The following is a 16,641-nucleotide window of genomic DNA, read 5'->3' on the forward strand; positions in this document are numbered from 1 at the left end:
TTTTAGCACAGTCTCCAAATCCAATCTATCGGGCGACTGGCGCGGTGGTTTTTCCTTGACCCGGAACACACTCAGCGCCACTCTGACGCCACTTTTATACGGTCCTGTGGACTGATCTTTTGTGTAGGAGCGAGCTTGCTCGCGATGGACCCGAGAACACCACGGGGTGTCAGGCTCAGAGCGTTATCGTTGACGACCATCGCAAGCAAGCTTGCTCCTACAGCAGATCGCCATAGCCCCCCAAATTTTCGAGGAAACACCCATGAGCGTTCGCGTCGGGATTGTCATGGATCCTATTGCCAGCATCTCCTATAAAAAGGATAGCTCGCTGGCCATGCTGCTGGCCGCGCAGAAGCGCGGCTGGGAACTGTTCTATATGGAACAGCGCGATTTGTACCAGGCCGAAGGCGAAGCGCGGGCGCGGATGCGTCCGTTGAAAGTCTTCGCCAACCCGCAAAAATGGTTCGAACTGGACGCCGAGCAGGATTCGCTGCTGAGCGATCTGGACGTGATCCTGATGCGCAAGGACCCGCCGTTCGACATGGAGTTCGTCTACTCCACGTACCTGCTCGAGCAAGCCGAGCGCGCTGGCGTACTGGTGGTCAACAAGCCGCAAAGCCTGCGTGACTGCAACGAGAAGCTGTTCGCCACGCTGTTCCCGCAGTGCACCCCGCCGACCATCGTCAGCCGTCGTCCAGACGTATTGCGTGAGTTCGCCGATCACCATGGCGATGTGATACTCAAGCCGCTGGACGGCATGGGCGGCTCGTCGATCTTCCGTCATACCGCCGGCCACCCGAACCTGTCGGTGATCCTCGAAACCCTGACCCTGCATGGCAATCAGCAGATCATGATCCAGGGTTATCTGCCGGCCATCGTCGATGGCGACAAGCGCATCCTGATGATCGATGGCGAACCGGTGGATTACTGCCTGGCGCGAATCCCGGCGGCGGGCGAAACCCGGGGCAACCTGGCCGCCGGCGGGCGTGGTGAAGCGCGTCCGCTGACCGAGAAAGATCGCTGGATCGCCGCCCAGGTCGGCCCGACCCTGCGCGAGAAAGGCCTGCTATTCGTCGGTCTCGATGTGATCGGCGAACACCTGACGGAAATCAACGTCACCAGCCCGACCTGCATTCGCGAGATTGATAATGCGTTCGGCACCGACATCGGTGGCCTGCTGATGGATGCCATTGAGAAGAAGCTCCAAGCTGCAAGCCTCAAGCCGCAAGTTTGAAGCATGCGGTATACAGCTTGTCGCTCGAAGCTTGTCGCTTGAAGCTAAAAACCAACATTGCGTTATCATGCCGGGCCCGTAAAAACGCGATGTTGGTTTTTTTGTCATGACGCTTCCGTCCGATCTGCCCGCTGAACTCGCCCATCGTGGTGTGCGCCCGGTCGATCGCCTCGGTTTTACCCTGTTCCTGGCCGCGCTGATTCACCTGGCCTTGCTCTTGGGTGTCGGGTTCACCATGGTTGAACCCAAACAGATCAGCAAAACCCTGGAAATCACCCTCGCCACCTTCAAAAGCGATAAAAAGCCGGAAAAAGCCGATTTCCTTGCCCAGGAAAACCAGCAAGGCAGCGGCACCCTGGATAAAAAGGCGATTCCCAAGACCACCGAGGTCGCGCCGTTTCAGGACAACAAGGTCAAGAAAGTCACACCACCGCCAGCGGCCAAACCTCAAGTACAGGAAGCCCCGCCCAAGGCAGCCGTGACCACCGTCGCGCCAAAACCGAAAAAAGCCCCGGCCAAAACCGCAGAACCCAAGACCGACACCAAACCCAAGGTGGCGGCGCCGACATTCGACAGTGAACAGCTGTCCAGCGACATCGCCAGCCTCGAAGCGGAACTGGCCAACGAACAACAGTTGTACGCCAAGCGCCCGCGCATCCACCGCCTGAGCGCCGCCTCGACCATGCGCGACAAGGGCGCCTGGTACAAGGACGAATGGCGCAAGAAGGTCGAGCGCATCGGTAACCTCAATTACCCGGACGAGGCCCGACGCCAGCAGATTTACGGCAATTTGCGCCTGATGGTCTCGATCAACCGCGACGGTTCGCTGTATGAGGTGCTGGTGCTGGAGTCTTCCGGGCAACCGCTGCTGGATCAGGCGGCGCAGCGGATTGTGCGGCTTGCAGCACCGTTTTCGCCGTTTACCGGGGATCTGTCGGACATCGACCGGCTGGAAATCATCCGCACCTGGAAGTTCGCCCGTGGGGACCGTTTGTCCAGCAACTGATCAGCGCAACCCCCTGTGGGAGCGAGCTTGCTCCGGGCGGCGTTCCGACGATAGCGGCAGTACATTCAATATTCATGTAACAGACAGACCGCCATCGCGAGCAAGCTCGCTCCCACATTGTATCGATGTCGACTGGCAAATTGCGCCATCCCCGGCTTGTCAGTTCGCCCCTCCAACGCCACACTAGCGCTCATGAAGAACGTCAGCCCCAGCTACCTCAAGCATCACTTCCTGATCGCCATGCCTCACATGGTCGACCCGAACTTTGCGCACACCTTGACCTACATCGTCGAGCACACGGCCAATGGTGCCATGGGGCTGGTGGTCAACCGTCCGCAAGACCTGAACCTGGCCGATATCCTCGAGCAATTGCGCCCCGACATCGAACCGCCGGTCCTCTGCCAGCATGTGCCGATCTTTATCGGCGGGCCGGTGCAGACCGATCGCGGCTTTGTTCTGCATCCATCGGGAAAAACCTTTCAGGCGACCGTTGATCTGGAAGGCGAGCTGTCTCTGTCGACCTCCCAGGACGTGTTGTTCGCCATCGCCGACGGCGTCGGCCCTGCGAAAAGCGTGATCACCCTGGGCTACGCCGGTTGGGAAGCCGGGCAACTGGAGGCCGAACTGGCCGACAATGCCTGGCTGACCTGCCCGTTCGACGCCGACATCCTGTTCAATACCAGCAGTGAATTGCGCCTGGAAGCGGCGGCCAGGCATCTGGGCATTAATCTCAGCCTGCTGACCAGCCAGGCGGGGCACGCCTGATGGCCCTGCGGTTGATTCTGGGTTTCGACTACGGCACCAAACAGATCGGCGTCGCGGTCGGCCAGGTGATTACTGGCCAGGCCCGCGAGCTGTGCACCTTGAAGGCACAGAACGGCATTCCCGACTGGAATCAGGTCGAAGCGCTGATCAAGGAGTGGAAACCCGATGCCGTAGTGGTCGGCCTGCCATTGAACATGGACGGCACACCAAGCGACATGTGCCTGCGGGCGGAAAAATTCGCCCGGCGCCTGAATGGCCGCTACAACCTGCCCTTCTATACCCACGACGAACGCCTGACCACCTTCGAAGCCAAGGGCGAGCGGCGTGATCGCGGCGGGCAAAAGGGCAGTTACCGCGACAACCCGGTCGACGCCATCGCCGCGGCCCTGTTGCTGCAAGGCTGGCTCGACGAAAACACCGCGCTGTTCGAATCCTGAGCGCAACAGATCCTGATGAGCCGCTGCGCGTCTCTTTTAGCTACAACCCGAGCCCCGCCCAAGCGCTATACCCCAAAAGCTGGGCTCGGGCCGAAGAAGGAGCAAACCATGAGCCTGCCTAATCCCGGCGAACTGATCAGCCAGATGGCGATCCGCCTCAAGGACCACCTGGAACACCGTGGCATCAGCGAACCGCGTTACATCGGCATTCGTACCGGCGGTATTTGGGTCGCCCAGGCGTTGCTCGACGAACTGGGCAACGACTCGCCCTTGGGCACGCTGGACGTTTCCTTCTACCGTGACGACTTCAGCCAGAACGGCCTGCACCCGCAAGTACGCCCGTCTGCCCTGCCCTTCGAGATCGAAGGCCAGCATCTGGTGCTGATCGACGACGTGCTGATGAGTGGCCGGACCATCCGCGCCGCCCTGAATGAACTCTTCGACTACGGCCGCCCGGCCAGCGTGACATTGGTCTGCCTGCTGGATCTGGACGCCGGCGAGTTGCCGATTCGCCCGGACGTAGTGGGCGCGACCCTGTCGCTGGCAGCCCACGAGCGCGTAAAGCTGTCCGGTCCGGAGCTCAAGCTCGAACTGCAAGACCTCGCCTTTTAATTCGCCCTATTGAGAGTCCCCCTCGCGATGACGCCTCTAGAAACCAAGCGCCCGCTGCAGCTCAATGATCAGGGCCAGCTGCGCCACTTCCTCTCGCTCGACGGTCTGCGCCGCGAGTTGCTGACGGAAATCCTCGACACCGCGGACTCGTTCCTCGAAGTCGGCGCCCGGGCGGTGAAGAAAGTCCCGTTGCTGCGTGGCAAGACCGTGTGCAACGTGTTCTTCGAGAACTCCACCCGCACCCGCACCACCTTCGAACTGGCGGCCCAGCGGCTGTCGGCCGACGTGATCACCCTCAACGTGTCCACATCGTCGGCGAGCAAGGGGGAAACCCTGCTCGATACCCTGCGCAACCTGGAAGCCATGGCCGCCGACATGTTCGTCGTGCGTCACGGTGACTCCGGCGCGGCCCACTTCATTGCCGAGCACGTCTGCCCGCAAGTGGCGATCATCAATGGTGGCGATGGCCGACATGCCCACCCAACCCAGGGCATGCTCGACATGCTCACTATCCGTCGGCACAAAGGCAGCTTCGAAAACCTCTCGGTGGCCATCGTCGGCGACATCCTGCATTCGCGGGTTGCGCGCTCGAACATGCTGGCCCTGAAAACCCTCGGTTGCCCGGACATCCGCGTGATCGCGCCGAAAACCCTGCTGCCGATCGGCGTCGAACAATACGGGGTGAAGGTCTACACCGACATGACCGAAGGCCTGAAAGACGTCGACGTGGTGATCATGCTGCGCCTGCAGCGCGAACGCATGACCGGCGGTCTGCTGCCGAGCGAAGGCGAGTTCTACCGCCTGTTCGGCCTGACCACCGCGCGCCTGGCCGGCGCCAAACCGGATGCCATCGTCATGCACCCGGGGCCGATCAACCGTGGGGTGGAGATTGAGTCCGCCGTGGCGGACGGCCCGCACTCGGTGATCCTCAACCAAGTGACCTACGGCATCGCCATTCGTATGGCCGTGCTGTCCATGGCCATGAGCGGGCAGACTGCCCAGCGCCAATTCGAGCAGGAGAACGCCCAGTGAAGCTCAGCATTCTCGGCGCCCGCGTTATCGATCCAAGCAGCGGCCTGGATCAAGTGACTGATATCCACGTTGAAGCCTGCAAGATCGTCGCCATTGGCGCCGCACCGACCGGTTTTGTCGCCGTCGACACCCTCGATGCCCAAGGCCTGGTGGCCGCGCCTGGCCTGGTTGACCTGAACGTCGCCCTGCGCGAACCGGGCTACAGTCGTAAAGGTTCGATCATCAGCGAAACCCGCGCCGCCGCAGCCGGCGGCGTGACCAGCCTGTGCTGCCCACCAAAGACCAAACCGGTGCTGGACACCTCGGCCGTGGCCGAACTGATCCTCGATCGCGCCCGCGAGGCCGGCAACACCAAGGTTTTTCCGATTGGCGCCCTGAGCAAAGGCCTGGACGGCGAACAGCTGGCAGAGCTCGTGGCGTTGCGCGATGCCGGCTGCGTGGCTTTCGGCAATGGCCTGGAAAGTTTCCGCAACACCCGCACCTTGTGCCGGGCGCTGGAATACGCCGCGACTTTCGACCTGACGGTGATTTTCAACTCCCAGGACCATGATCTGGCCGAAGGTGGCCTGGCCCATGATGGCCCGACCGCCAGTTTTCTCGGTTTGCCGGGCATTCCGGAAACTGCCGAGACCGTGGCCCTGGCCCGGGACCTGTTGCTGGTCGAGCAAAGCGGCGTGCGCGCGCACTTCAGCCAGCTCACCAGTGCTCGCGGCGTCGCCCTGATCGCTCAGGCCCAGGCGCGCGGCCTGCCGGTAACGGCCGACGTCGCGCTGTACCAACTGATCCTGACCGACGAAGCACTGATCGACTTCAGCAGCCTCTATCACGTCCAGCCACCGCTGCGCACCCGTGCCGACCGCGATGGCCTGCGCGAGGCGGTGAAGTCCGGTGTGATATCGGCCATTTCCAGCCATCATCAGCCCCATGAGCGGGACGCGAAACTGGCGCCGTTCGGTGCCACCGAACCGGGCATCAGCAGCGTTGAGTTATTGCTGCCACTGGCGATGACGTTGGTGGAAGACGGTTTGCTGGACCTGCCAACGTTATTGGCGCGCCTCAGCGCCGGACCTGCCGAGGCCTTGCGCCTGCCGGCGGGCAAGTTGGCGGTGGGTGGGGCGGCGGATATCGTACTGTTCGACCCTGCGGCCTCGACCGTGGCTGGCGAAACCTGGCGGTCCAAGGGTGAGAACTGCCCGTTCATGGGGCACAGCTTGCCGGGTGTGGTGAGGTACACCCTGGTAGATGGGCGCATCACTCACCAGGCTTAAGACCGCGTCGCTCCAATCGCGGGCAAGCCCGCTCCCACAGGGTTTGTTGTGACCGCAAATCTTGCGGCTAACCCATAAACCTGTGGGAGCGGGCTTGCCCCGTGCGGCGTTCCGACGATGGTTTACTGGAAGGCGCCTCTGTTCTGGGCATTGCGAATCGACACCTGATCATTCAACGTCCAGAAGTCATACAGCACCCCCAGAAAAAACAACCCGCCCGTCACCAGGTACAGCAAGCCGCTGATCCATTTGCCTTGATACATCCGGTGTACGCCAAATACCCCAAGAAACGTCAGCAGAATCCAGGCGACGTTGTACTCGATGGGCCCGGCGGTAAATCGCAAGTCCGCTTCACGATCCATGGCGGGGATCAGAAACAGATCGATCAGCCAGCCGATACCCAACAAACCGAAAGTGAAGAACCAGATCGTCCCGGTCACCGGCTTGCCGTAATAGAAGCGGTGAGCCCCGGTAAAACCGAAAATCCACAGCAGGTAGCCGATCACTTTGCTGTGGGTGTCCTGATGTGGAACGGGGTGTTGATAGGTGTTCATGGAGGACCTCGATTCACACGATAGATAAATATTCTTTAAATCTTTGTGACTTTTTTACAGGTGGCCGACGCATGGCATCCGGCCACGTCATTCTGCGCCAAAGCCTTGTTCGCAAAAGACTTATTGCCAAAACCCGCGTCAACTTTTTGCTTATTTGGTTCCGTTGCGACCAGGCGGAATCGACCAACGGACTTAAAAAAGACCAAAAAGCTGTTATAAAGTTGCGCGTTCACCCATATGAGCCTTGCCTAATGCGTCCATTTTTCAAGACATGGCTAACCATTTGCCTATTATTGCCCCTGGCCGCCCACGCCACCAACCGCGAGCAACGTCTTCCAAACGTTAATGGTTACACCCCGAAATCCCATGTATCTGTTCCTTCAAGCAAGTACAAGAAAGCCGGACCACGGTCCCCTTACCTGAACAGCAGCAAGACCAGCAAGAACACGAGCAGCCTGGTTCCGCCAATGGCGAGCAAGGAAAGCAGCAATGTGCTGAGTCGCGCGGTCAACGTGCTTGGCACTCCGTACCGTTGGGGCGGCAGCAGCCCAAGCAAGGGTTTCGATTGCAGTGGCCTGGTGAAATACGCGTTCAACGACGCCACGTTTGACCTGCCGCGCACGTCGAACGCCATGGCCAGCGGTCATGGCGAGAAAGTCGATCGCAAGGATCTGAAGCCTGGCGACCTGATTTTCTTCAACATCAAGAGTCGCAGGGTCAATCATGTTGCCATCTACCTGGGCAACGACCGCTTTATCCACGCACCACGCCGTGGCAAATCGGTCAGCATCGATACCCTGAAAAAACCGTATTGGGAAAAACACTACGTGGTTGCCAAGCGGGTTTTGCCGAAAGAGCAGAACACCATACAGGTGGTTCAACGCTGATTTGAGCTCCCGGCGGCAGTACTGATCGCTCCCATGCTCCGCGTGGGAATGCAGCCCGGGACGCTCTGCGTCCCTGCTGAAGCGGACGCAGAGCGTCCATTGAGGCATTCCCACGCAGAGCGTGGGAACGATCATCCACCCCTCAAAAACTATCCGGTGACCGCGCTTTCTCCCGCGCATGCTCCCGGCTGATCAAGCCCTTGTTCACCAGATCCTTCAAACACATATCCAGCGTTTGCATCCCGATCGACCCCCCGGTCTGAATCGACGAGTACATCTGCGCCACCTTGTCTTCGCGGATCAGGTTACGAATGGCCGATGTGCCCAGCATGATTTCGTGGGCCGCGATCCGCCCACCGCCGATCTTCTTCACCAGCGCCTGGGAAACCACCGCCAACAGCGACTCGGACAGCATCGAACGCACCATCGACTTCTCATCCCCCGGAAACACATCCACTATCCGGTCGACGGTTTTCGCCGCCGAGGTGGTGTGCAGCGTGCCAAACACCAGGTGACCGGTCTCGGCGGCCGTCAGCGCGAGACGGATGGTTTCCAGATCGCGCATCTCCCCCACCAGAATCACGTCCGGATCCTCCCGTAGCGCCGAGCGCAGGGCTGTGGCGAAGCTGCGGGTATCGCGATGGACCTCGCGCTGGTTGATCAGGCACTTGCGCGATTCGTGGACGAACTCGATCGGGTCTTCGACGGTAAGAATGTGATGGTGGCGATGGTTGTTCAGGTAGTCGATCATTGCCGCCAGGGTGGTGGACTTGCCGGAACCGGTCGGACCGGTCACCAGCACCAGGCCACGGGAAGATTCTGTAATCTTGCGAAACACTTCCCCCATCCCCAGGTCCTCCATGCTCAGCACCTTGGACGGGATGGTCCGAAACACCGCCCCAGCACCGCGGTTCTGATTGAACACATTGACGCGAAAACGTGCCACACCCGGCACTTCAAAGGAAAAATCGGCCTCCAGGTGTTTTTCAAACTCCACCCGCTGGACATCGTTCATGACGTCGTAGATCAACTCATGGACCTGCTTGGCGTCCAGTGCCGGCAGATTGATGCGCCGCACATCGCCATCGACGCGAATCATCGGTGGCAGGCCCGCAGACAGGTGCAGGTCAGACGCACCTTGTTTGGCGCTGAAGGCCAGCAGCTCAGTGATATCCATAGCGCTCCTCAATTCCAGTAGAATGCCGCGACCCTCAGACCCGCTGGCGCCTCTTGAATGTCCACGATAGCAGACAACATCGCACAGGTTAGTTCACGCATCCACGCCGCGGCCGTCGCCGCCCATCGTGATGAACACAGCGTCCAGCTGCTGGCTGTGAGTAAAACCAAGCCCGCTGCAGCGGTGCGCGAAGCCTGTGCCGCCGGGATCCGCGACTTTGGCGAAAACTACCTGCAGGAAGCCCTGGGCAAACAACTCGAATTGGCCGACCTGCCCTTGATCTGGCACTTCATCGGCCCCATTCAATCGAACAAGACTCGCGCTATCGCCGAGCACTTCGCCTGGGTGCACTCCGTGGATCGTTTGAAAATCGCACAACGCCTGTCCGAACAACGTCCCGCCGATTTACCTCCACTGAACATCTGCATCCAGGTCAACGTCAGCGGTGAAGCCAGCAAATCCGGCTGCACCCCGGCCGATCTGCCGGCACTGGCCAACGCCATCAGTCAATTGCCGCGTCTGAAGTTGCGCGGGTTGATGGCGATTCCCGAGCCGACTGAAGATCGCGCTGCCCAGGACGCCGCTTTTGCTGCCGTACAAAGCCTGCAAGCCGGTCTCAATCTGCCGCTCGACACACTTTCCATGGGCATGAGCCACGACCTTGAGTCGGCCATCGCCATGGGCGCCACCTGGGTCCGTATCGGTACGGCCCTGTTCGGCGCTCGCGGCTCTCAACAAATGCATGGCCAGCCCTGAACATGGCTGACACCCCTCTTTATAAGGACCTGACATGAGCAAGACTCGTATTGCCTTTATCGGTGCCGGCAACATGGCCGCCAGCCTGATCGGTGGCCTGCGCGCCAAAGGCCTGGACGCTGCGCAGATCCGCGCCAGCGATCCGGGCGCTGAAACCCGCGCTCGTGTGAACGCCGAGCACGGCATCGAAGTATTCGCCGACAACGCCCAAGCCATTCAAGACGCCGACGTGGTCGTGCTGGCGGTCAAGCCCCAGGCGATGAAAGCCGTCTGCGAAGCCATCCGCCCAAGCCTGCAACCGAATCAACTGGTGGTCTCGATCGCTGCGGGCATCACCTGCGCCAGCATGAACAACTGGCTCGGCGCCCAGCCGATCGTGCGCTGCATGCCCAATACCCCGGCGCTGCTGCGTCAGGGCGTGAGTGGCTTGTTTGCCACCGCGCAAGTCACCGCCGAACAACGTCAGCAGGCCCAAGAGCTGTTGTCGGCCGTCGGCATCGCCCTGTGGCTGAACGAAGAACAGCAACTGGACGCGGTGACGGCCGTTTCCGGCTCGGGTCCCGCGTACTTTTTCCTGCTGATCGAAGCCATGACCGCCGCCGGCGTGAAACTCGGCCTCCCTGCGGACATCGCCGCCCAACTGACCCTGCAAACCGCCTTGGGCGCTGCACACATGGCGGTCGCCAGCGATGTCGACGCCGCCGAACTGCGTCGCCGCGTGACGTCCCCTGCGGGCACCACGGAAGCGGCCATCAAGTCGTTCCAGGCCGGGGGCTTCGAAGCCCTGGTAGAAAAAGCACTCGGCGCCGCTGCGCACCGCTCGGCCGAGATGGCCGAACAATTGGGTCAATAAGGAGCCTTACATGATTGGATTGAACACCGCAGCGGTCTACGTGCTGCAAACCCTCGGCAGCCTGTACCTGCTGATCGTGCTGTTGCGCTTCGTGCTGCAACTGGTGCGCGCGAACTTCTACAACCCGCTCTGCCAGTTCGCCGTGAAAGCCACCCAGCCGCTGCTCAAGCCGCTGCGCCGGATCATCCCGAGCATGTTCGGCCTGGACATGTCCTCGCTGGTGCTGGCGATCCTCGTGCAACTGGCGCTGATGGCCCTGACCCTGCTGCTGACCTATGGCACCATCGGCAACCCCCTGCAATTGCTGATCTGGTCGCTGATTGGCGTGACGGCGCTGTTCCTGAAGATTTTCTTCTTCGCGCTGATCATCAGCGTGATCCTGTCGTGGGTCGCACCGGGCAGCCATAACCCTGGCGCCGAGCTGGTGAACCAGATCTGCGAGCCGGCCCTGGCGCCGTTCCGCAAGATCGTGCCGAACCTGGGCGGCCTGGATATCTCGCCGATCCTGGCATTCCTGGTGCTCAAGCTGATCGACATGCTGGTGATCAACAACCTCGCCGCCATGACGATGATGCCGGAAATCCTGCGCCTGCTGATGTAATCCGGATCTTCAGCGCACGGCAGGATAACCGTGTCATCGTTCTTCGCGAGCAAGCTCGCTCCCACATTTGAAATGCATTCCCCTGTGGGAGCGAGACCGGCTTGCCGGCGAAGAATGCGCCTCGGTCGAGCTGAATGAAATCAGGCCCGGCCTTTGCTTGCCGCTAACCCCACCGGTCTTTAGACTTACGCCTCATTTCAACGAGAGCAGGGTCGATGCCAGCTGCCTTTCCCCCCGATTCTGTTGGTCTGGTGACGCCGCGAGTGGCGCACTTCAGCGAACCCCTGGCCCTGGCCTGCGGCCGTTCGCTCCCGGCTTATGACCTGATCTACGAGACCTACGGCACGCTGAACACCACGGCGAGCAACGCCGTGCTGATCTGCCACGCCTTGTCCGGCCACCACCACGCCGCCGGTTTCCACAGCCCCGATGACCGCAAACCCGGTTGGTGGGACAGCTGCATCGGCCCCGGCAAACCGATCGACACCGACAGGTTCTTCGTGGTCAGCCTGAACAACCTCGGCGGCTGCAACGGCTCCACCGGCCCGAGCAGCATCAACCCGGAGACCGGCAAGCCGTTCGGTGCCGACTTCCCAGTACTGACCGTGGAAGATTGGGTGCACAGCCAGGCGCGCCTGGCGGATCTGCTCGGTATCAGCCAATGGGCCGCCGTGATTGGCGGCAGCCTCGGTGGCATGCAGGCCATGCAGTGGAGCATCACGTACCCTGAGCGCATTCGCCACTGCCTGGCCATCGCCTCGGCACCCAAGCTGTCGGCGCAGAACATTGCCTTCAACGAAGTAGCGCGCCAGGCGATTCTGACCGACCCCGAATTCCACGGCGGCTCGTTCCAGGAAGCAGGCGTGATTCCCAAGCGCGGCTTGATGCTGGCGCGGATGGTCGGGCACATCACGTACCTGTCCGATGACTCCATGGGCGAGAAATTCGGCCGGGGCCTGAAGAGCGAGAAGCTCAACTACGACTTCCACAGCGTCGAGTTCCAGGTCGAAAGCTACCTGCGTTATCAGGGCGAAGAATTCTCCGGACGTTTCGATGCCAACACGTACCTGCTGATGACCAAGGCGCTGGACTACTTCGATCCCGCGGCGAATTTCGACGATGACCTGGCGAAAACCTTCGCCCATGTCCAGGCCAAGTTCTGCGTGATGTCCTTTACCACCGACTGGCGCTTCTCCCCTGCCCGTTCGCGGGAACTGGTGGACGCGCTGATGGCGGCCAAGAAAGACGTCTGCTACCTGGAAATCGACGCTCCGCAAGGCCACGACGCCTTCCTGATTCCGATCCCGCGTTACCTGCAGGCTTTTCGCAACTACATGAACCGAATTTCGCTTATATGAGCCGTTATCACTTGGGGAGGAAGCCATGAGAGCCGATCTGGACATCATCCAGGAATGGATCCCCGCCGGTAGCCGCGTGCTCGACCTCGGTTGCGGCGACGGCGAATTGCTGACCTGGCTGCGTGATAACAAGCAAGTCACTGGCTATGGCCTGGAAAACGACCCGGACAACATTGCCGAGTGCGTGGCCAAGGGCATCAACGTCATCGAGCAGGACCTGGACAAGGGCCTCGGCAATTTCGCCAGCAACAGTTTCGACATCGTGGTCATGACCCAGGCGCTGCAGGCCGTTCATTACCCGGACAGGATCCTCGATGAAATGCTGCGCGTCGGTCGCCAATGCATCATCACTTTCCCCAACTTCGGTCACTGGCGCTGCCGCTGGTACCTGGCGAGCAAGGGCCGGATGCCGGTGTCCGATTTTCTGCCGTACACCTGGTACAACACGCCGAACATCCACTTTTGCACCTTTGAAGACTTTGAAGCGTTATGCCGCGAACGTGAAGCCAAGGTCATTGATCGGCTTGCCGTGGATCAACAGCACCGTCACGGGTGGGCCAGTAAGCTATGGCCTAATCTATTAGGTGAAATCGGTATTTACCGCGTCAGCAGCCCCGGGCTGCAAGACCACAAGGTCGCGGTCTGAGTCACGACATTTCGAGGAGAACGATCATGGGTCGTCTAGCGCTGTTTGTACTTACTGCCTGCCTGAGCGTCACCGCCATGGCCGCCGACGTCATCAAAGGCGAGCGCCAGGAGACCTTTGGCGACGTGACGGTGCACTACAACACCTTCAATTCCACCTTCCTGACGCCGGACATCGCCAAAGCGGCGGGTCTGACCCGAAGCAAGAACCAGGGTGTGATCAACGTATCCGTGCTCAAGGATGGCAAGCCTCTGACCGCTGAAGTCAACGGTACGGTCAAAGATCTCACCAGCCAAAGCGTCTCGTTGAAATTCAAACAGATCACCGAACAGGGCGCTGTCTACTACATCGCGCAATATCCGGTCGATCAGCAGGAAACCCGTACCTTCCAGATCAACGTGAAGAACGGCGATAAAACCAACACCATCAGTTTCCAACAAGAGCTTTTCCCCGGCCAATGATGAACTTCACGCAACTCGTACTGGCCAGCCATAACGCCGGCAAACTCAAGGAACTCCAGGCCATGCTCGGCGAATCGGTGCAACTGCGCTCGATCGGCGAGTTCAGCAGCGTCGAGCCTGAAGAAACCGGCCTGTCGTTCGTCGAGAACGCCATTCTCAAGGCCCGTAATGCCGCGCGCATCTCCGGTCTGCCGGCGCTCGCCGACGATTCGGGGCTGGCGGTGGATTTCCTCGGCGGTGCGCCAGGGATCTATTCGGCGCGTTATGCCGACGGTCTGGGCGATGCGGCGAATAACGCCAAACTGCTCGACGCGTTGAAAGACGTGCCGGAAGCCGAGCGCGGCGCGCAGTTCGTCTGTGTGCTGGCGCTGGTGCGGCATGCCGACGATCCGTTGCCGATCCTCTGCGAAGGCCTGTGGCACGGGCGCATACTGCCGGCAGCCAGCGGTGAGCACGGTTTCGGCTACGACCCACTGTTCTGGGTGCCGGAGCGCGAATGCTCCAGCGCCGAGCTGAGTCCGAGTGAAAAGAACCTCATCAGCCACCGCGCCCGTGCAATGGATCTGCTGCGCCAGCGTCTGGGCTTGAAATGACCCTTGAATCGTCCGCGTCACCGCTGATCTTCGGCGGTGCCGCACAATCGCCACGGGCTGCGCTCCCAATACTGCCGCCCTTGGCGCTGTACATCCACATCCCGTGGTGTGTGCGCAAATGCCCTTATTGCGACTTCAACTCCCACACCGCCAGCCCGGTGCTGCCGGAAGAAGAGTATGTGGACGCGTTGCTGGCCGACCTCGATCAGGACCTGCATGCAGTCTACGGTCGTGAACTGAGCTCGATCTTCTTTGGTGGCGGTACGCCAAGCCTGTTCGGCGCCGAGGCGCTGGGCCGCTTGCTCAGAGGCGTCGAGCAACGCATTGCGTTTGCCAGCGACATCGAAATCACCCTGGAGGCCAATCCGGGGACTTTCGAGCAGGAGAAGTTCGTCGCCTACCGAAAGCTGGGCATCAATCGCCTGTCGATCGGCATCCAGAGCTTTCAGCAAGAAAAACTCATGGCTTTGGGGCGGATTCACAACGGTGACGAAGCGGTGCGTGCTGCCGGCATGGCCCGTCAGGCCGGGTTCGACAACTTCAACCTGGACCTGATGCACGGTTTGCCCGATCAGTCCCTGGACGACGCCCTGAGCGACCTGCGCCAGGCCATCGCCCTCAAGCCGACCCACCTGTCCTGGTATCAGCTGACGCTGGAGCCGAACACGGTGTTCTGGAACCAGCCACCGACGCTGCCGGAAGACGACACCTTGTGGGACATCCAGGAAGCCGGTCAGACCCTGCTGGCCGAGCACGGTTACGCGCAATATGAAGTCTCGGCCTATGCCCAACCCGGTCGTGCGGCGCGGCATAACCTCAATTACTGGAGTTTCGGCGACTTCATTGGCATCGGTGCCGGTGCCCACGGCAAGCTCAGCCATCCGGACGGACGCATCGTGCGTACCTGGAAGACGCGCCTGCCGAAGGACTACCTCAACCCCGCCAAAAGCTTCCAGGCGGGCGAGAAGGTCCTGACCAACGAAGAGCTGCCGTTTGAATTCCTGATGAACGCCTTGCGCCTCACCGAAGGCGTCGAGTCGTGCTTGTATCCGCAACGCACCGGGCTGACCCTGGAAAGCCTCGCCGAAGGCCGTCGCGAGGCCGAACAAAGTGGCTTGTTGCAGGTCGAACCGTCACGTCTGGCGGCCACGATGCGCGGACAACTGTTTCTCAATGACTTGCTGCAGAAATTTCTGACATAAGGAAATCGAATGGATTTGGTACTCGACCTGCTCGCCACGGCGTCCCGCTGGAGTCGCAGCAATCTTTCGGAAATCGCCCTGGCCTTGGTGGGCTGCCTGCTGGTGCTGTTTGGCGCGGATATCAAAGGCTGGGTCGATCAACGCCTGGGCAGCATCGCCGGCGCCTTGCGCGTGCCGCTGATGGCCCTGGTGTGCATGGTCGGCAGCGGCGTGGCGCTGATCTACGCCACCCCGTGGATCATCAAGGGCCTGAGCCAGTTCAACAACTACAGCCTGGCACCGGTGTTGTTGGTGGTGCTGGTGCTCATCGGTGTCGTCGCCGACCGCCGCTGACTTTCGGACACACCACAAAACAACTGTGGGAGCGAGCTTGCTCGCGATGAGGCCATTACATTCAACATCTCAGTTGACTGTCAGGCCGCCATCGCGAGCAAGCTCGCTCCCACAGTTTGTATTGCGTATGGTTTAGGACTGCTTTTCGAACTTCAGGTCCCAAACACCATGCCCAAGCCGTTCGCCGCGGCGTTCGAACTTGGTGATCGGGCGTTCGGCCGGGCGCGGGACGCACTTGCCGTCTTCGGCCAGGTTGCGATAACCCGGCGCAACGTTCATCACTTCCAGCATGTACTCGGCATACGGTTCCCAGTCGGTGGCCATGTGCAGCACCCCGCCGACCTTCAACTTGCTGCGCACCAGTTCCGCGAACGACGCCTGAACGATACGGCGCTTGTGGTGGCGGCTTTTGTGCCATGGGTCCGGGAAAAACAGCATCAGGCGATCGAGGCTGTTATCAGCCACGCAATTGTTAAGCACTTCGATTGCGTCGCAATCGTAGACCCGCAGATTGGTCAGGCCCTGGGTCAGCACGCCATTGAGCAGTGCGCCGACACCCGGACGGTGAACTTCCACGCCGATGAAATCCTGCTCTGGCGACGCCGCGGCCATTTCCAGCAGCGAATGGCCCATGCCGAAACCGATTTCCAGCGAGCGCGGCGCCGAACGGCCGAACACCTGATCGAAGTCCACCGGTGCATCGGCCAGCGGCAGGACGAACAGCGGCGTGCCCTGCTCCAGGCCTTTTTGCTGGCCTTCGGTCATGCGGCCGGCGCGCATCACGAAACTCTTGATGCGGCGGTGTTGGCGTTCTTCGCCTTCTTCCGGCTGGATAGGCGTGTCGTTCGATTCAGTCATCAATGGCT

20 protein-coding genes are annotated in these 16,641 nt (G+C 60.7%); 17 read left to right on the top strand and 3 right to left on the bottom strand.

The window, feature by feature from the left end:
* The first annotated feature begins 262 nt into the window (after positions 1-262).
* The 7 genes from gshB (at position 263) to ACA067_RS30940 (ending at position 6,354) form a co-directional block, all read left to right on the top strand.
* Positions 263-1,234: a glutathione synthase gene (gshB, locus tag ACA067_RS30910; RefSeq protein WP_497459844.1), complete on the top strand. Its 972-nt coding sequence runs from the start codon at positions 263-265 to the stop codon at positions 1,232-1,234.
* Between the two features lie 106 nt (positions 1,235-1,340).
* Complete coding sequence (locus ACA067_RS30915) at positions 1,341-2,240, top strand: energy transducer TonB (protein ID WP_497459845.1); 900 nt, start codon at positions 1,341-1,343, stop codon at positions 2,238-2,240.
* 192 nt (positions 2,241-2,432) lie between these two features.
* Entirely contained in the window at positions 2,433-3,005 is a 573-nt protein-coding gene (locus ACA067_RS30920) for a YqgE/AlgH family protein (RefSeq protein WP_497459846.1), read from the top strand.
* Positions 3,005-3,442 carry a Holliday junction resolvase RuvX gene (ruvX, locus tag ACA067_RS30925; RefSeq protein ID WP_005792259.1) on the top strand — a complete coding sequence of 146 codons (438 nt, stop codon included), beginning with the start codon at positions 3,005-3,007 and terminating at the stop codon, positions 3,440-3,442. The genes ACA067_RS30920 and ruvX overlap by 1 nt, the downstream gene beginning before the upstream one ends.
* Before the next feature lie 108 nt (positions 3,443-3,550).
* Entirely contained in the window at positions 3,551-4,054 is a 504-nt protein-coding gene (gene pyrR / locus ACA067_RS30930; protein WP_497459847.1) for a bifunctional pyr operon transcriptional regulator/uracil phosphoribosyltransferase PyrR, read from the top strand.
* Between the two features lie 27 nt (positions 4,055-4,081).
* A complete protein-coding gene (locus tag ACA067_RS30935) occupies positions 4,082-5,086 on the top strand; it encodes an aspartate carbamoyltransferase catalytic subunit (RefSeq protein WP_150798557.1) in 1,005 nt (334 codons plus the stop codon).
* On the top strand, positions 5,083-6,354 hold the full coding sequence (locus tag ACA067_RS30940; protein WP_497459848.1) for a dihydroorotase: 1,272 nt from the start codon (positions 5,083-5,085) through the stop codon (positions 6,352-6,354). The genes ACA067_RS30935 and ACA067_RS30940 overlap by 4 nt, the downstream gene beginning before the upstream one ends.
* 122 nt (positions 6,355-6,476) lie before the next feature.
* Here the strand turns inward: ACA067_RS30940 and ACA067_RS30945 are convergent, their stop codons facing one another.
* Positions 6,477-6,908 carry an NINE protein gene (locus tag ACA067_RS30945; protein WP_497459849.1) on the bottom strand — a complete coding sequence of 144 codons (432 nt, stop codon included), beginning with the start codon at positions 6,906-6,908 and terminating at the stop codon, positions 6,477-6,479.
* Between the two features lie 251 nt (positions 6,909-7,159).
* Here ACA067_RS30945 and ACA067_RS30950 point away from each other — a divergent pair, with 251 nt between their 5' ends.
* Positions 7,160-7,795, top strand: a complete 636-nt coding sequence (locus tag ACA067_RS30950; RefSeq protein ID WP_497462872.1) for a C40 family peptidase — start codon at positions 7,160-7,162, stop codon at positions 7,793-7,795.
* Positions 7,796-7,937: 142 nt separating this feature from the next.
* Here ACA067_RS30950 and ACA067_RS30955 read toward each other — a convergent pair whose 3' ends face one another.
* Complete coding sequence (locus tag ACA067_RS30955) at positions 7,938-8,972, bottom strand: type IV pilus twitching motility protein PilT (RefSeq protein WP_497459850.1); 1,035 nt, start codon at positions 8,970-8,972, stop codon at positions 7,938-7,940.
* A gap of 57 nt (positions 8,973-9,029) precedes the next feature.
* On the opposite strand from ACA067_RS30955, the gene ACA067_RS30960 reads away from it, so the two are divergent.
* The 9 genes from ACA067_RS30960 to ACA067_RS31000 all read left to right on the top strand — a co-directional run bounded on the left by ACA067_RS30960 (position 9,030) and on the right by ACA067_RS31000 (position 15,775).
* Positions 9,030-9,728, top strand: a complete 699-nt coding sequence (locus tag ACA067_RS30960) for a YggS family pyridoxal phosphate-dependent enzyme (protein WP_497459851.1) — start codon at positions 9,030-9,032, stop codon at positions 9,726-9,728.
* Between the two features lie 34 nt (positions 9,729-9,762).
* Entirely contained in the window at positions 9,763-10,581 is an 819-nt protein-coding gene (gene proC, locus ACA067_RS30965) for a pyrroline-5-carboxylate reductase (RefSeq protein ID WP_497459852.1), read from the top strand.
* Positions 10,582-10,591: 10 nt separating this feature from the next.
* Positions 10,592-11,182 carry a YggT family protein gene (locus ACA067_RS30970; protein ID WP_497459853.1) on the top strand — a complete coding sequence of 197 codons (591 nt, stop codon included), beginning with the start codon at positions 10,592-10,594 and terminating at the stop codon, positions 11,180-11,182.
* A gap of 215 nt (positions 11,183-11,397) precedes the next feature.
* The gene (gene metX / locus ACA067_RS30975; RefSeq protein ID WP_497459854.1) at positions 11,398-12,540 is read left to right on the top strand and encodes a homoserine O-succinyltransferase MetX; all 1,143 of its coding nucleotides are present in this window, start codon (positions 11,398-11,400) and stop codon (positions 12,538-12,540) included.
* A 25-nt stretch (positions 12,541-12,565) separates the two neighbouring features.
* Positions 12,566-13,186, top strand: coding sequence for a methionine biosynthesis protein MetW (metW, locus tag ACA067_RS30980; RefSeq protein WP_497459855.1), 621 nt, complete (start codon positions 12,566-12,568; stop codon positions 13,184-13,186).
* A gap of 26 nt (positions 13,187-13,212) precedes the next feature.
* Positions 13,213-13,647 carry a DUF4426 domain-containing protein gene (locus ACA067_RS30985; protein WP_497459856.1) on the top strand — a complete coding sequence of 145 codons (435 nt, stop codon included), beginning with the start codon at positions 13,213-13,215 and terminating at the stop codon, positions 13,645-13,647.
* A complete protein-coding gene (gene rdgB, locus ACA067_RS30990; RefSeq protein WP_497459857.1) occupies positions 13,644-14,240 on the top strand; it encodes an RdgB/HAM1 family non-canonical purine NTP pyrophosphatase in 597 nt (198 codons plus the stop codon). The genes ACA067_RS30985 and rdgB overlap by 4 nt, the downstream gene beginning before the upstream one ends.
* Entirely contained in the window at positions 14,237-15,442 is a 1,206-nt protein-coding gene (gene hemW / locus ACA067_RS30995; RefSeq protein ID WP_497459858.1) for a radical SAM family heme chaperone HemW, read from the top strand. The genes rdgB and hemW overlap by 4 nt, the downstream gene beginning before the upstream one ends.
* A 9-nt stretch (positions 15,443-15,451) precedes the next feature.
* The gene (locus tag ACA067_RS31000; RefSeq protein ID WP_128873530.1) at positions 15,452-15,775 is read left to right on the top strand and encodes a DUF3392 domain-containing protein; all 324 of its coding nucleotides are present in this window, start codon (positions 15,452-15,454) and stop codon (positions 15,773-15,775) included.
* 132 nt (positions 15,776-15,907) lie between these two features.
* Here the strand turns inward: ACA067_RS31000 and trmB are convergent, their stop codons facing one another.
* Complete coding sequence (gene trmB, locus ACA067_RS31005; protein WP_497459859.1) at positions 15,908-16,633, bottom strand: tRNA (guanosine(46)-N7)-methyltransferase TrmB; 726 nt, start codon at positions 16,631-16,633, stop codon at positions 15,908-15,910.
* Between the last annotated feature and the right edge of the window lie 8 nt (positions 16,634-16,641).

It is taken from the genome of Pseudomonas sp. LBUM1674, assembly GCF_059695635.1.

What these genes read in the sequence shown, in the direction of transcription:
- gshB (WP_497459844.1), top strand. Translation starts at nt 263, where the DNA reads ATGAGCGTTCGCGTCGGGATTGTCATGGATCCTATTGCCAGCATCTCC.
- ACA067_RS30915 (WP_497459845.1), top strand. Translation starts at nt 1,341, where the DNA reads ATGACGCTTCCGTCCGATCTGCCCGCTGAACTCGCCCATCGTGGTGTG.
- ACA067_RS30920 (WP_497459846.1), top strand. Translation starts at nt 2,433, where the DNA reads ATGAAGAACGTCAGCCCCAGCTACCTCAAGCATCACTTCCTGATCGCC.
- ruvX (WP_005792259.1), top strand. Translation starts at nt 3,005, where the DNA reads ATGGCCCTGCGGTTGATTCTGGGTTTCGACTACGGCACCAAACAGATC.
- pyrR (WP_497459847.1), top strand. Translation starts at nt 3,551, where the DNA reads ATGAGCCTGCCTAATCCCGGCGAACTGATCAGCCAGATGGCGATCCGC.
- ACA067_RS30935 (WP_150798557.1), top strand. Translation starts at nt 4,082, where the DNA reads ATGACGCCTCTAGAAACCAAGCGCCCGCTGCAGCTCAATGATCAGGGC.
- ACA067_RS30945 (WP_497459849.1), bottom strand. Translation starts at nt 6,908, where the DNA reads ATGAACACCTATCAACACCCCGTTCCACATCAGGACACCCACAGCAAA.
- ACA067_RS30950 (WP_497462872.1), top strand. Translation starts at nt 7,160, where the DNA reads ATGCGTCCATTTTTCAAGACATGGCTAACCATTTGCCTATTATTGCCC.
- ACA067_RS30955 (WP_497459850.1), bottom strand. Translation starts at nt 8,972, where the DNA reads ATGGATATCACTGAGCTGCTGGCCTTCAGCGCCAAACAAGGTGCGTCT.
- ACA067_RS30960 (WP_497459851.1), top strand. Translation starts at nt 9,030, where the DNA reads ATGTCCACGATAGCAGACAACATCGCACAGGTTAGTTCACGCATCCAC.
- proC (WP_497459852.1), top strand. Translation starts at nt 9,763, where the DNA reads ATGAGCAAGACTCGTATTGCCTTTATCGGTGCCGGCAACATGGCCGCC.
- ACA067_RS30970 (WP_497459853.1), top strand. Translation starts at nt 10,592, where the DNA reads ATGATTGGATTGAACACCGCAGCGGTCTACGTGCTGCAAACCCTCGGC.
- metX (WP_497459854.1), top strand. Translation starts at nt 11,398, where the DNA reads ATGCCAGCTGCCTTTCCCCCCGATTCTGTTGGTCTGGTGACGCCGCGA.
- metW (WP_497459855.1), top strand. Translation starts at nt 12,566, where the DNA reads ATGAGAGCCGATCTGGACATCATCCAGGAATGGATCCCCGCCGGTAGC.
- ACA067_RS30985 (WP_497459856.1), top strand. Translation starts at nt 13,213, where the DNA reads ATGGGTCGTCTAGCGCTGTTTGTACTTACTGCCTGCCTGAGCGTCACC.
- rdgB (WP_497459857.1), top strand. Translation starts at nt 13,644, where the DNA reads ATGATGAACTTCACGCAACTCGTACTGGCCAGCCATAACGCCGGCAAA.
- hemW (WP_497459858.1), top strand. Translation starts at nt 14,237, where the DNA reads ATGACCCTTGAATCGTCCGCGTCACCGCTGATCTTCGGCGGTGCCGCA.
- ACA067_RS31000 (WP_128873530.1), top strand. Translation starts at nt 15,452, where the DNA reads ATGGATTTGGTACTCGACCTGCTCGCCACGGCGTCCCGCTGGAGTCGC.
- trmB (WP_497459859.1), bottom strand. Translation starts at nt 16,633, where the DNA reads ATGACTGAATCGAACGACACGCCTATCCAGCCGGAAGAAGGCGAAGAA.